Genomic DNA, 12,885 nt, shown 5'->3' with positions numbered 1-12,885 from the left:
GTAGACCCAGGTCTACGTGACGAGGGCGCCGGGGGTGGGCCACGGCGGGCCCTGGCGGAGCATCGACAGGATGGTGCGCCCGTGGTGGTGCCCGTCCGGGAACTCGTCGCGGACGTCCCACCGCCACGTGGCGACCAGGGCGAGCACCAGCCGGCGGCACTCCGCGAGCAGAACCGGATCGAGGTTCGGATAGCGCGCGCCGACCTCCTCGGGCGTATGCGCCACGTCGAACTCGACCGGGCCGGAGCAACAGGTCTCGAAGTCGATGAACCGCGGCCCGTCGTGGGTGCTGAGCACGTTTCCGGGGTGCGGTTCGCCGTGCAGGAGCTGCTCGGCCGCCCCGCGAGCGCGGATCCGATCACCGGCGTCGCGCAGCGTATCGAGCAGCAGGCGGCGGTCGGCGTCGGCGAGCGCGGGGGTCTCGTCGCGGTGCGTGACCAGCCGTTCCGCCGCCGCGACGCGGTCCAGGAAGTGCGGGGCCGCGAGTTCGACGGTGCGCAGACCGGCGTGCAGGCGGCGGAGTGCGCCCGCGTAGACGCCGGGGAGGTCCGGGCCGGCCGGCACGACCTCGTAGTGGGTCCACCAGGTCACGGCGAACCCGTCCCGTTCGTGGACCCTCGGCTCGACCCGGGGCTCGAGCGCGGCGATCGGGCCCCCGGCCAGACGCCGGGCGAGCTCGACCTCCAGCGCCGCGACCTCCTGCCCCAGCGGCGCCACGCGAGCGAAAACGTCAGCAGGCAGCACGCGAACCGACACCTTGTTCGAGTTGCGGACCACGACCACGTCGTCGATCGGCAGCCGTAGTTCTCCCGCCAACGCCGTCACGGCGGCCGTCGCGCGCGAGAGCGTCCCCGGGTCCACGGCCTGGATCCTCGCACGGGTCACCGGTGGTCGCGACGTCGACCGGGCGGTCTAGTGTGCACAGTGGACTCGGGCGGATCGGAGGGAATCGGGTGGAAGAGACCGGGCACATCGACACCAGTCGGCCACATGTGGCCCGCATGTACGACTACTACCTCGGCGGCAAGGACAACTTCCAGGTCGATCGGGACGCCGTCGCGGCGGTGGAAGTGGCGATGCCGGAGGTGCGGCAGCTCGCGTTGGAGAACCGTGCGTTCCTGCGGCGCGCGGTCCGGTTCATGGCGCAGACCGGCATCCGGCAGTTCATCGACATCGGCGCCGGCCTCCCCACCGTGGGCAACACCCACGAGATCGCCCAGCGGGCCGCTCCCGACGCCCACGTGGTCTACGTCGACAAGGACCCGATCGTGCTGGCGCACGGCCGAGCGCTGCTGGCCACCGACGACCGCACCACGGTCGTGACCGCCGACCTGCGTGAACCGCGGAAAGTCATCGAACATCCCGACGTCCGGGAGCTGATCGACTTCGACCGGCCCGTGGGGGTCATGCTCATCGCGATGACCCATTTCCTGCGCACCGACGAGTTCGACCCGGTCATCGGAGCGCTGCGTGACGCGCTCGCCCCGGGGAGCCATCTCGCCGCCACCCACGTGACCGTCGACAATCACCCGCCCGAGGCGGTGGACGGCGTCGAGGCCGCCTACCGGGCCACCCCCACCCCGATCTACTTCCGGCGCGAAGACGAGATCGCGGCGGTCTTTGCGGGGTTCGAGCTGGTCGAGCCCGGTCTGGTGACGATCGACAAGTGGCGCCCGGACCCGGTGGACCCGGCGCCCGAGCCCACCCACTGGTTGATCGGCGGAGTCGGCCGCCGCCCCTGAGCGGCGCGGCACCGCCCCCGGGGCCCCCGGAAATTCAGTCGGGGTCCGCGGTGTTACCAGCTACCGTGATGCCCATGTTCGCGTTCGGTCTGCAGCTGCCCTCGTCGGTGGCTCCCGTGCGCGTGTTCTCGCTCGACGGCGTCGATACCCGAAGCTGACCCTTCCCCACCAGCAGCAGAACCCCGGGGAAGGGTCGCTGCGACCTGCGCGGGTTCTGACGCGGCCGACGCCGCGGTTCACTGCCAGGGTGCTTACGCACCAACGGTGCCTTACAACCAGTGAGGAATCATGGCCAAGAGCCAGTTCGTCCGTAACAAGCCACACGTCAACATCGGCACGATGGGGCACGTCGACCACGGCAAGACGACCCTGACCGCCGCCATCACGAAGGTGCTCGCCGACCGCGACCCGGCCGCCAACCGGTACGTCGCGTTCGAGGGCATCGACAAGGCGCCGGAGGAGGCCGCCCGCGGTATCACGATCACGATCGCGCACGTCGAGTACGAGACGCCCACGCGCCACTACGCGCACGTGGACATGCCCGGACACGCCGACTACGTGAAGAACATGATCACGGGGGCGGCGCAGGTGGACGGCGCGATTCTCGTGGTGTCGGCGCAGGACGGTTCGATGCCGCAGACGCGCGAGCACGTGCTGCTCGCCCGGCGGGTCGGTGTGCCGTACCTGGTGGTGGCGCTGAACAAGAGCGACGCCGTCGACGACCCCGAGCTGCTCGATCTGGTCGAGCTGGAGGTCCGCGAGCTGCTGTCGGAGTACGGGTTCCCCGGGGACGAGGTGCCGGTGGTTCCGGTCAGCGCGCTCAAGGCGCTGGACGGCGACCCGCGCTGGGTGCGGTCCATCGCCGACCTGCTCGACGCCGTCGACGACTACGTGCCGGTACCGCCGCGTGAGCTCGGTCAGCCGTTCCTGATGCCGATCGAGAACGTGTTGTCGATCAGCGGCCGGGGCACCGTCGTCACCGGCAAGGTCGAGCGCGGCACGCTGCGCGTCGGCGAGCCGGTCGAGGTCGTCGGCCTCGGACCGACGGTGGCGAGCGTCGCCACCGGTCTGGAGATGTTCGGCAAGTCTCTCGACTCGGCTCAGGCCGGCGACAACGCCGCGGTCCTGCTGCGTGGCATCAAGCGCGAGCAGGTGCAGCGCGGCCAGGTGGTCGCGGCGCCCGGCAGCGTCACGCCGCACCAGCGTTTCCGGGCGACGATGTACGCGCTGACCTCCGCTGAAGGAGGCCGGCACACCCCGTTCGAGGCCAACTACCGGCCCCAGTTCTACTTCCACACGACCGACGTGTCGGGCGGGTTGGAGCTGGGCGACGTGGAGCTCGTGATGCCGGGCGACACGCTCGACGCGGTCGTGGTCGACCTGAGCAAGCCGGTCGCGCTCGAGGTCGGCCTGGGCTTCGCCGTCCGTGAGGGCAACCGCACGGTCGCGGCCGGCACGGTGACCGAACTGCTGGACTGAACCACGGGGCGCGACGCACCGGCGCATCCGCCGGTGCGTCGCGTGCCGACTGATTTCCTCGCGTCGAGTTCGCGGGTTGCTCCCCGCTCGCGACCCAGAGCGGCCCGGGGCGCGTGGTGCGCTCCGGGCCGGCGGCGGTGCGGGGTGCGTCAGCTGCAGGGGTTGTAGTCCCAGCAGTCGTTGTAGCGCTTCTTGTGGTGGCGACGACGGCGCGGCTTGCACTCGTTGTAGTCGTTGTAGTCGTTGTAGTCGTTGTACGAGTAGTCGTAGCAGCCGCTCATGTCGTCCAGCCTCCTGTGTTGGTGTGTGTGTTCCCCCTGCTGTGCCACTAGCTTCGCGTGAATGCGGGGCGGGCTCGATCGGCGCCGTTACGGTCCGAACGTTCGCTTGCCGACGCTCGCTCGTGCCGCCGGAAACGGCGTGAGGAAACCGGGCTAGGGTGCGCGGATGAGCACCCAGCCGACGCCCGCAAGCTTGCCGCCGATCGGGCGGCCGGCCACCCGCGCCCTGCTCGACGCCGGCGTCCGGACGCTGGATCAGGTGGCGACCCGCAGCCGCCGCGAGCTGCTCGCCCTGCACGGCGTCGGGCCGAAAGCGGTGACCATCCTCGCCGACGCGCTGGCCGAGCGGGGTCTCGCCTTCGCCGACGAGGGCTGACACCAGCCCCCGGCCCGCGTCGCCGCTACGGGCGGCACGGACCCGGTGCGGCCGGGCAGCACGGACCCGGTGCGGCCGGGCAGCGCGGACCCGGTGCGGCCGGGTGCGTCGCCTACGCGATGGATCCGGCCACAAGGGCGGCCAGGAAGCCGAGGACCGAGCCGCCGGCTACGGCGCCGGCCTGGAGTCTCGTTCGGCGCGACAGCGCGACCAACCCGCATCCGACCATGGAGTAGAGGAAGAACGTCCAGGAGAGCAACAGCGTGGCCTGCACCTCCGCCTTGATCCCGTGGTCCGGCATCTGGTGCAGCTGAATCCCGTACAGCACGATCGAAACGATGTGCGGCGCGAGTCCCAACGCGCCGAGCACCCATAGCCGCCGGGCGCTCGGCGGAACGTACTGCGGCGGTCCGTACTGCGACGGTCCGTCTAGCGACGCAACCGGCGGTTCGGCCGGCGCGCCCGAGGGCGAGTCCACCGACGCCACCGACGGCGCAACGGATGGCGACACCGGCGGTGGCACCGCCGACGGATACGACGGCGACGGGTACGAAGGCGGCGGGTACAAAGGCGGTGGATACGACGGCGGCGGATACGACGGCGGTGGATACGACGGCGGCACCCCGGCGGGCACCTCCTTCGATCGCACATACGCACGACGCACCGCGCGCCACAGCCACACGTTCAGCACCGCCGCACCGGTGTACCCCACGACGATCCCGACCCCGACACCCGGACGGCCCGCCACCGAGAAGACGAACGTGAGGACACCGAGCACGTTCGACAGCACCAGCGACACAGGAAACAGCAGAACGGCCAGGTAGATCCGGTCGACGAGGAAGGTGCCCGCCGCCTCGCTCGCCGCGCACACGAACACGACGGCCACGTACCCCGCCGCTACCCAGGGCATCACAACCATCACCCTAAGTAGGCAAGGTTGCGAAAACCTCAGCGCTGGTACGGGTACCGGTAGTCCGTCGGCGGCACGAACGTCTCCTTCAGCGATCGGGGGCTGGTCCAGCGCGTCAGGTTCGCGGCCGCGCCGGCCTTGTCGTTGGTACCGGAGGCGCGGCCGCCGCCGAACGGCTGCTGGCCGACGACCGCGCCGGTGGGCTTGTCGTTGATGTAGAAGTTGCCGGCCGCGAAGCGCAGCTCCTTCTGCGCCCAGGCGATCGCCCGGCGGTCCTGGGCGATGATCGAGCCGGTCAGCGCGTAGGGCGCGATCGACTCCATCCCGCGTACGACCTGCTCGAAGTTCGCGTCGTCGTAGACGTGCACCGCCAGGATCGGGCCGAAGTACTCGGTCGTGAACATCTCGTCGGTGGGGTCGCCGCCCTCGATGACGGTCGGGTGGACGAAATAGCCTACCGAGTCGTCGAGAACGCCGCCGACCAGGACGTCGAGACCGGAGGACTGCTTGGCGCGCTCGATCGCGGCCCGGTGCTTCGCGAACGCGCGCGCGTCGATGACCGCGCCCAGGTAGTTGGTGAAGTCGGTCGGGTCGCCGATCGCGATCGACTCGATCTCCGCCAGGAACGAGTCCTTCATTTTCGCCCACACCGACCGCGGCACGTAGGCGCGCGAGGCGGCCGAGCACTTCTGGCCCTGGTATTCGAACGCGCCCCGGATCAGGGCGGTGCGCAGCACGTCGGGGTCGGCCGAAGGGTGCGCGACGACGAAGTCCTTGCCGCCGGTCTCGCCGACGACGCGCGGGTACGAGCGGTAGTTGGCGATGTTGGCGCCGACCTCGCGCCACAGGTGCTGGAACGTCGGCGTCGACCCGGTGAAGTGGATGCCGGCCAGGTCGGGGCTGGCCAGGGCGACCTCGGAGACCTCGAGACCGTCGCCGGGGAGCATGTTGATCACGCCCGGCGGGAGGCCGGCCTCGGTCAGCAGCTCCATCGTCAGCGACGCCGCCAGCTGCTGGGTCGGTGAGGGCTTCCAGAGGACGGTGTTGCCCATCAGGGCCGGGGCGGTCGGCAGGTTCCCGGCGATCGCGGTGAAGTTGAACGGGGTGATCGCGTACACGAAGCCCTCGAGCGGGCGGTGGTCGGTGCGGTTCCACACGCCGGGGCTGTTCGCGATCGGCTGGTCGGCGAGGATCTGGCGCGCGTAGTGGACGTTGTAGCGCCAGAAGTCGATGAGCTCGCAGGCGGCGTCGATCTCGGCCTGGAACGGCGTCTTCGACTGCCCCAGCACGGTGGCCGCGTTGAGCCGCTGACGCCACGGGCCGGCGAGCAGGTCGGCCGCCTTGAGCAGCACCGCGGCGCGGTCGTCGAAGTCCATCTCGCGCCAGCCGGGCGCCGCGTCGGCGGCGGCGCGCACCGCGGCCCGGGCGTCGTCGCGGGTGGAGTTGCGCAGGGTGCCGAGGACGTGCTGGTGGTCGTGGGGCTGGACGACGTCGATCTCGACGCCGCCGCCGGACACCCAGTCGCCGCCCACGTACCCGCGCAGCTCGTGCCGCTCCTTCTCGAGCCGGGCGATCTCGGCCTGCAGGGCGTCCCGTTCGGGGCTACCCGGCGCGTAGGTCAGGTTCGGCTCGTTCGTCGGAGCCGGCGGGGCCGTCACTGCGTCCATGGATGCTCCAGGGTCGGAATCGGGAGAGAGGTCAGCCGCGTGCGAGCGCGCGCAGGAAGAACGCGACGTTGGCCGGGCGCTCGGCGAGCCTGCGCATGAAGTACCCGTACCAGTCGGTGCCGAACGGCACGTAGACGCGCAGCCGCCGGCCCTGCTCGACCAGCTCACGCTGCCGGCCGGTGGAGACGCCGTAGAGCATCTGGGCCTCCCAGTCCGCCGCGCTCCGGCCGGTCCGTGCCGCCGCCCGCAGCGCGTGCTCGATCATCGCCGGGTCGTGGGTCGCGATCATCGGGTAGCACCCGGATTCCATGAGGCTGCGCACGCCCCGGCGGTAGGCGTCGTCCACCTCGGCTTTCTGCTGGTAGGCGACGCTCCGCGGCTCGCGGTACGCGCCCTTCACCCACCGGATCCGGGTCCCCGGCTGGGCCAGCTCGGCCAGGTCGCGCTCGGTGCGGCGGAGGTTCGCCTGCAGCACGGTGCCGGTGAGCGGGTACTCGACCCGCAGCTTGGCGCCGATGGCCAGGCTGGAGTCGACGGTCGTGTGGTCCTCCATGTCCAGCGTGACCGTGGCTCCCACCGCCGCGGCGGCCTCGCAGACGGCGCGGGCGTTCGACTCGGCGATCTCGTCGCCGGAGCCCGGCAGGGCCTGGCCGAGCGCCGACAGCTTGAGCGAGACGTCCGCACCCTCGGCGCAGTTCTTCTCGGCCAGGGCGGCCAGCAGCGCGAGGTAGGCCGCGGTGGTCGCGGCGGCACCGGCCGCGTCGGTGACGTCCTCGCCGAGGACGTCGATCGTCACCGAGCGGCCCTGGCGGCGCAGGTACTCGCCGGCCAGCACCACGTCGGCGATCTCCTCGCCGGCCACGAACCGGTCGACGACCCGCCGGGTCACCGGGACGCGCTCGACGACGCGGCGAACGCGCCGGCTCCGGGAGGCGCGGTTGAGCGCAGAGCTGAGCATGACCCCGAAGCTAGACCGGCCGCCTGCCGGAGAGGACTGGCAGCTGTCACGTGATCAACGGTCAAACATGTGACACTTGTCTAGTGACGGCGCTCGACGACCTGGTGGACGACATGGCGGGGCTGCTCGACGCGCCCTGCACGCTCGAAGACCCCGACTTCCGGCTCATCGGCTTCTCCGGGCAGGGCCGCGCCGGGGTGGTCGACGAGGTCCGGCGCCACTCGATCCTCGAGCGCGGTTCGACGCCGGAGGTCCGCGAATGGTTCCTCGCGCACGGCATCCACGAAGCGACCGGGCCGGTGCGCACCCCCGCCGACCCGGCGCGGGGCATCGCCGCACGGTTGTGCATCCCGGCCCGGCACCTGGGCCGCGTCCACGGCTACTTCTGGCTGCTGGAGGACGAGCACCCGATCGGGGTCGAGCACTGGGGTGAGGCGGCCCGGATCGCCGAGGCGGCCGCCTCGTTGCTCGGCCTGGTCGAGCGCCGCCAGGCCCGGCGGGACGCGAACTACCGGGAAGCGGTCGAGGGCCACGGCGGCGCCGCTGCGCACTCCGCCCTCGAACTGGCGAGCGCCGCCGGCCTGGACGTGCGCGACCCCGTCGCCTGCGTACTCGTCCACCGTCCCGACCTCGGCGGCCAGCTGGCGAGCCGGTCGACGCGCTCCGGCCTGGTCTGGGTCCGCGAGGACAACGTCGTCTGCGCGGCGGTGGTGCACGCGGATCTGATCCGCTCCGCGACCACGCTTCCGACGACGCTGGCGGCGCTCGGGCTGGGGCGGCGGCTGTCGTCGTTGGACGACTCCACCTGGGTCGGCGTCGGGCCGGTCGTCTCCGGCCTGGCCGAGCTCGCCGCCAGCCGCACCGGCGCCCGGGTCGCGCTCCGGGTCGCCCGCGCGTCCGAACGCGGGACGGTCGTGGAGTGGGGCGGGCTCGGGCCGCTCGGGTTGCTCGGCGTCGCCCGCGACGACGACCTGGCCCGCACCCTGCTGACGCCCCGCCTCCGCAGGTTCCTCGACGAGGCCCCGGGAGCGTTGGTGGAGACCGCGCGGGTGTACCTGGACGAGGCCGGCAGCGTGGCGCGGGCGGCCGGCCGGCTCTCGGTGCACCGCCAGACCGTCTACCACCGGCTGGCCCAGATCGAGCACCTGACCGGCTGCGACCTGTCGACCGGCGAGGGCCGCCTCCGCCTGCACCTCGCGCTCCGTCTAGCCCCCTACCTCGGCTAGCCCGGTCTCCCGGACCCGGCGCGGCAGGTGGATCCCCGCGACCATGCACCGCACCGACCCGCCGGCCAGCTCGATCGTCGGCACCGCGACCGGGAGCAGGTGGACGTGCGCGGACAGGGTCGCGCGCTGCTCCGACGTCAGACTGTCGTACGCCCGGGCGGAGAGCAGCAGGTACGAACCGCCGGTCCCACGCAGCTCGATCGCGTTGCCGGCGAACTCGTCGACCTGCCCCTGGGTCAGCGGGACGACCGCCCGCCCGGAGGCCGCCAGCCGTCGCTCGACCGCGTCCCGCTCCGCCCGGTGCTCGAACGAGTCCAGCGCGACCAGCGCCACCGTCGAGCCGACGGACATCATCACGTTCGTGTGGTAGATCGGCGCACCCCGCGAGTCGAGCGACGAGAACACGACCGGCTCGTACCCGAGGTCGCGGCAGACCATCGCGACCGCCCGGTCGTGGGACCGGAAGGACCGCGCGACGTACGCGACCCGGCCCACGTGGTCGAGCACCATCGAACCGGTGCCCTCCAGGTAGAGGCAGTCGTCCTCCAGCACCGAGTAGTCGTGGACGCCGTTGACCTGGAAGCCCACGCGCAGCGACTGCACGATGTCGGCCCGCCGCTCGGCCCGGCGGTTGGGCGCGTACAGCGGGTAGATCGCGACCCGGCCGTCGGGGTGCGTCGAGAACCAGTTGTTCGGGAACACCGAGTCGGGCGTGCCGGTCGACTCGTCGTCGAACAGGTGGACGCCGACGCCCACCCCGCGCAGCGCGTCGGCCACGGCGGTGACCTCGGCGAGCGCCGCGTCCGCGAGCGCACGCGAGGGCGGGACCTCCGACCGGGCCTGGAACAGGTTGTCGGAGATCGTGGCCGGGTTGGGCACGAAGTGGTGCGGGCGGACCATGATGACCGCGGCGGGGGCCTGACCGACCTCAGACACCGGAGAAGGCACCCGCGGTGACGAACCCGAAGAGGTCCTTGGGGTCGCGCGGATCCGCGATCAGGTCCAGGTCGACGGCGTAGCCGGTGCCCTCGACCGCGCGCTGGAGGTAACGCAGCGCGGTGAAGTCCTCGATCGCGAAACCCACCGAGTCGAACACGGTGACCGCGTCCGCGCCGCTCCGCCCGGGCCGCAGCCCGGCGACGACCTCCCACAGTTCGGTGACCGCGAAATCGGCCGGCTGACGCTGGATCTCGCCCTCGACGCGGGTCTGCGGCGTGTACTCCACGAAGACCTCGGAGCGCGGCAGGATGGCGGGGTCGAGCTCGGTCTTGCCCGGGCAGTCCCCGCCGATCGCGTTGAGGTGGACGCCGGGGCGCACCGACGCCGCGGCCAGCACCGTCGCGTTGGCCTTGTCGGCGGTGCAGGTGGTGACGACGTCGGCGCCGAGCGTCGCGTCGTGGGCGTCGGCGGCGCGCTCGACGGTGAAGCCGAGCCGGGTGGCGTTGCGCTCGAACTTGTCCATCGCCGCCGGATCGGTGTCCCAGATCCGCAGCCGGTCGACGCCGAGGACGGCGCGGAAGCCCAGGGCCTGGAACTCGGCCTGGGCGCCGCAGCCGATCAGCGCCATCGTGGCCGAGTCCGGGCGGGCGAGGTGCCGCGCGGCCAGTGCGGAGGTCGCGGCCGTGCGCAGCGCGGTGAGGATCGTCATCTCGGCCGCGAAGACCGGGTATCCGTTGTGGACGTCGGCGAGGACACCGAAGGCGGTGACGGTCTGGAAGCCCCGCTCGGGGTTCTTCGGGTGCCCGTTGACGTACTTGAACGCGTACTGCTGCCCGTCGCTGATCGGCATCAGCTCGATGACACCGTCGGTCGAGTGGTTGGCCACCCGGGCGCTCTTGTCGAACTCCGGCCAGCGCTTGAAGTCGAGCTCCAGCTCGGTGACCAGGTCGGCGATGATCCGCTCGGCGCCCAGCGCGGTGACCCAGCGGGCCAGGTTCGCGACATCGACGAAAGGGACGTTCATAGCGGGAGCTCCTTTGCGTTCGTCGATTAACGTACGAACGCCGTCACCCGCAAGCAATCGCGATCTGTTGCGCGCACAGCGTCGATTTCTTGCGCAGAGAGGCCGATCACACAACGAATCGAGTGCCGATGGACGAGTTGGACCGGGCGATCGTGGCCGCGCTGCTGCGCGACGGCCGGGCGACCTACCAGCAGGTGGGGACGCAGGTGGGGCTGTCGGCGCCGGCGGTGAAGCGGCGGGTCGACCAGCTGCGTCACCGTGGCGCGATCGCCGGCTTCACCGCGATCGTCGATCCGGCGTCGCTCGGCTGGGACACCGAGGCCTACGTCGAGCTGTCGTACCAGGGCAACGTGTCGCCCGCCCGGTTGCGCGCCGACCTGGAGGCGATTCCGGAGGTGGTCGGCGTGCGCACGATCACCGGCGACGCCGACGCGCTGGTGCACGTCATGGCGGCGAACATCGCCGGGGTGGAGAGCACGGTCGAACGGATGCGCGCGCTCCCCCAGGTCGACCGCACCCGCACCACGATCGTCATGTCCCGGTTGTTCGAGCGTCCCCGGACCTGATTTCGCTCAGAGCTCCGGTTCCGGTGCCGACGAGAGAAGAGGTGCTCTCTCTCCTACAACCGCACGGGGGACGTCGTGGCGCAGCCGCACAGCGTCGAGGAGCCGACGGGCAGACGTCGGCTCTGGGGCGATCTGAAAGTGGGCGCGAAGATCACCCTCGCGGTGCTCGCCGCGCTGGCCGTCTCGTGCGCCGCGACGCTGGTCACGCTGCTGCAGACCGCCGAGGTGCGCTCGGTCGGCAAGGCGATCTACACCAACAACGTCGGCCCGCTGATCACCGTCGGCGAGCTGCGTGACGCGTTCCGGCTCATGCGCGCCGACCAGAACTCGCTCGCGCTGCTCGACGCCGGGAGCACCGCGAGTACGCAGAAGGCCCAGCAGATCAGCGACGACGGCGAGACGATCACGGTGCTGGCCGCGAAGTACCGCAGCACCGCGGCCGACCCCACGCTCGTCGACGAGTTCGTCACCGCGTTCACGACGTACGACGACATCGCGACGGCCCAGATGATCCCGGCGGCGGTGGCCGGTGACCGGGCCCGCTACGTCCGGGTCAAGGAAGGCCCGGCGAAAGCACCCTACCTGGCCGCCGAGGACGCGTTGAAGAAGATCACCGCGGCGGAGAACGTCCAGGCCAAGGACCGGGCCGACGAGCTCGACAAGCGGTACGCGACCGCGCTGACGATCTCGGTGGCCGGGCTGCTGACCGCGATCGCGATCGGGCTGGTGCTCGCGCTGTGGGTGGCGCGCGGGATCAGCCGGCCGTTGCAGGGCGTCGGGGCCGCGCTCGACCGGATGGCCGACGGCGACCTCACCACCACCGTGCCGGATCCGGGCACCCGGGACGAGGTCGGGACGATGGCCCGGGGCGTCAAGCGTACGCTCGACTCGATGCGCGCCAGCGTCGCCGAGGTGCTCCAGCAGGCCGGCCGGGTGACGGCCGCGTCGCAGGAGCTCAGCGCCGTCGCCACCCGGATCGAGACCGGCGCGACGACCACCGCGAGCGGTTCGCAGACCGCGTCGCTGGCCGCGAACGAGGTAGCGGCCAGCGTGAGCACGGTGGCCGCGGCGAGCGAGGAGATGAGCGCGGCGATCGCGGAGATCTCACGCAGCGCGGCGAGCGCGGTGGAGGTGGCGCAGCAGGCGCTGAACACCGCGCAGCAGACCAACGACTCGGTGGCCGCGCTCGGTGCCGCCAGCGTCGAGGTCGGCGACGTCGTCAAGGTCATCAACAGCATCGCCGAGCAGACGAACCTGCTGGCGCTGAACGCGACGATCGAGGCCGCGCGGGCCGGGGAGGCCGGCAAGGGCTTCGCGGTCGTCGCGACCGAGGTGAAGGACCTGGCCCAGGAGACCGCGAAGGCCACCGAGGAGATCACCCGCAAGATCGCCGCGATGCAGGCCAGCAGCGACGAGGCCGCGACCGCGCTGGGTCAGATCAACGCGATCATCGAGCAGATCAACGAGCACCAGACGACGGTGGCCTCGGCGGTGGAGGAGCAGACCGCGACCACCCACGAGATCAATCGCAGCATCGGGCAGGCCGCGACCGGGGTGGATCACATCGCGCAGACGGTCAGCGACGTGTCCACCACCGCCGAGGAGTCGAACGCGAGCGCCGCCCAGGCCGCCGGCGCCGCCCGGGAACTGGCCCTCACCGCGAGCGCCCTGAACGACTCGGTCGCGGGCTTCCGCGTCTGACGCGGCGCGCGCGGGC

At 71.6% G+C, this 12,885-nt stretch carries 13 protein-coding genes; 6 read left to right on the top strand and 7 right to left on the bottom strand.

Going from position 1 to position 12,885, the window contains the following annotated elements:
- Positions 1-12: 12 nt before the first annotated feature.
- Complete coding sequence (locus CRYAR_RS13780; protein ID WP_035862224.1) at positions 13-861, bottom strand: phosphotransferase family protein; 849 nt, start codon at positions 859-861, stop codon at positions 13-15.
- 56 nt (positions 862-917) lie between these two features.
- Between CRYAR_RS13780 and CRYAR_RS13775 the strand changes: the two genes are divergently transcribed.
- The gene (locus tag CRYAR_RS13775) at positions 918-1,742 is read left to right on the top strand and encodes an SAM-dependent methyltransferase (RefSeq protein ID WP_342673829.1); all 825 of its coding nucleotides are present in this window, start codon (positions 918-920) and stop codon (positions 1,740-1,742) included.
- A gap of 288 nt (positions 1,743-2,030) precedes the next feature.
- Positions 2,031-3,221 (top strand): elongation factor Tu, encoded by a 1,191-nt coding sequence (tuf, locus tag CRYAR_RS13770; protein ID WP_035851101.1) that lies wholly within the window; start codon positions 2,031-2,033, stop codon positions 3,219-3,221.
- Positions 3,222-3,370: 149 nt separating this feature from the next.
- Here tuf and CRYAR_RS50145 read toward each other — a convergent pair whose 3' ends face one another.
- Positions 3,371-3,502: a hypothetical protein gene (locus CRYAR_RS50145; RefSeq protein ID WP_281174578.1), complete on the bottom strand. Its 132-nt coding sequence runs from the start codon at positions 3,500-3,502 to the stop codon at positions 3,371-3,373.
- 166 nt (positions 3,503-3,668) lie between these two features.
- Between CRYAR_RS50145 and CRYAR_RS13765 the strand changes: the two genes are divergently transcribed.
- Entirely contained in the window at positions 3,669-3,878 is a 210-nt protein-coding gene (locus tag CRYAR_RS13765; protein WP_035851100.1) for a helix-hairpin-helix domain-containing protein, read from the top strand.
- Positions 3,879-3,990: 112 nt separating this feature from the next.
- Here CRYAR_RS13765 and CRYAR_RS48005 read toward each other — a convergent pair whose 3' ends face one another.
- The 3 genes from CRYAR_RS48005 to CRYAR_RS13750 all read right to left on the bottom strand — a co-directional run bounded on the left by CRYAR_RS48005 (position 3,991) and on the right by CRYAR_RS13750 (position 7,413).
- Positions 3,991-4,764 carry a hypothetical protein gene (locus tag CRYAR_RS48005; protein ID WP_169745025.1) on the bottom strand — a complete coding sequence of 258 codons (774 nt, stop codon included), beginning with the start codon at positions 4,762-4,764 and terminating at the stop codon, positions 3,991-3,993.
- Positions 4,765-4,826: 62 nt separating this feature from the next.
- Positions 4,827-6,455, bottom strand: a complete 1,629-nt coding sequence (pruA, locus tag CRYAR_RS13755; protein WP_035851095.1) for an L-glutamate gamma-semialdehyde dehydrogenase — start codon at positions 6,453-6,455, stop codon at positions 4,827-4,829.
- 31 nt (positions 6,456-6,486) lie between these two features.
- Positions 6,487-7,413 (bottom strand): proline dehydrogenase family protein, encoded by a 927-nt coding sequence (locus tag CRYAR_RS13750; protein ID WP_035851093.1) that lies wholly within the window; start codon positions 7,411-7,413, stop codon positions 6,487-6,489.
- 83 nt (positions 7,414-7,496) lie between these two features.
- Here CRYAR_RS13750 and CRYAR_RS13745 point away from each other — a divergent pair, with 83 nt between their 5' ends.
- Positions 7,497-8,639: a PucR family transcriptional regulator gene (locus CRYAR_RS13745; protein ID WP_035851090.1), complete on the top strand. Its 1,143-nt coding sequence runs from the start codon at positions 7,497-7,499 to the stop codon at positions 8,637-8,639.
- Here the strand turns inward: CRYAR_RS13745 and ctlX are convergent.
- Both ctlX and CRYAR_RS13735 read right to left on the bottom strand, forming a co-directional pair.
- Entirely contained in the window at positions 8,619-9,575 is a 957-nt protein-coding gene (gene ctlX, locus CRYAR_RS13740) for a citrulline utilization hydrolase CtlX (RefSeq protein WP_211247434.1), read from the bottom strand. The two genes, CRYAR_RS13745 and ctlX, sit on opposite strands and share 21 nt — an antisense overlap.
- On the bottom strand, positions 9,568-10,602 hold the full coding sequence (locus CRYAR_RS13735; RefSeq protein WP_035851088.1) for an ornithine cyclodeaminase: 1,035 nt from the start codon (positions 10,600-10,602) through the stop codon (positions 9,568-9,570). The genes ctlX and CRYAR_RS13735 overlap by 8 nt, the downstream gene beginning before the upstream one ends.
- Positions 10,603-10,730: 128 nt before the next feature.
- On the opposite strand from CRYAR_RS13735, the gene CRYAR_RS13730 reads away from it, so the two are divergent.
- On the top strand, positions 10,731-11,168 hold the full coding sequence (locus CRYAR_RS13730) for an Lrp/AsnC family transcriptional regulator (protein WP_035851085.1): 438 nt from the start codon (positions 10,731-10,733) through the stop codon (positions 11,166-11,168).
- Between the two features lie 75 nt (positions 11,169-11,243).
- Positions 11,244-12,869, top strand: a complete 1,626-nt coding sequence (locus CRYAR_RS13725; RefSeq protein ID WP_035851083.1) for a methyl-accepting chemotaxis protein — start codon at positions 11,244-11,246, stop codon at positions 12,867-12,869.
- Positions 12,870-12,885 lie beyond the last annotated feature (16 nt).

Source organism: Cryptosporangium arvum DSM 44712, assembly GCF_000585375.1.
Taxonomy (GTDB): Bacteria; Actinomycetota; Actinomycetes; order Mycobacteriales; family Cryptosporangiaceae; genus Cryptosporangium; species Cryptosporangium arvum.
The sequence above is the reverse complement of the archived record's forward strand: the minus strand, read 5'-3'. Positions and strand labels throughout refer to the sequence as shown.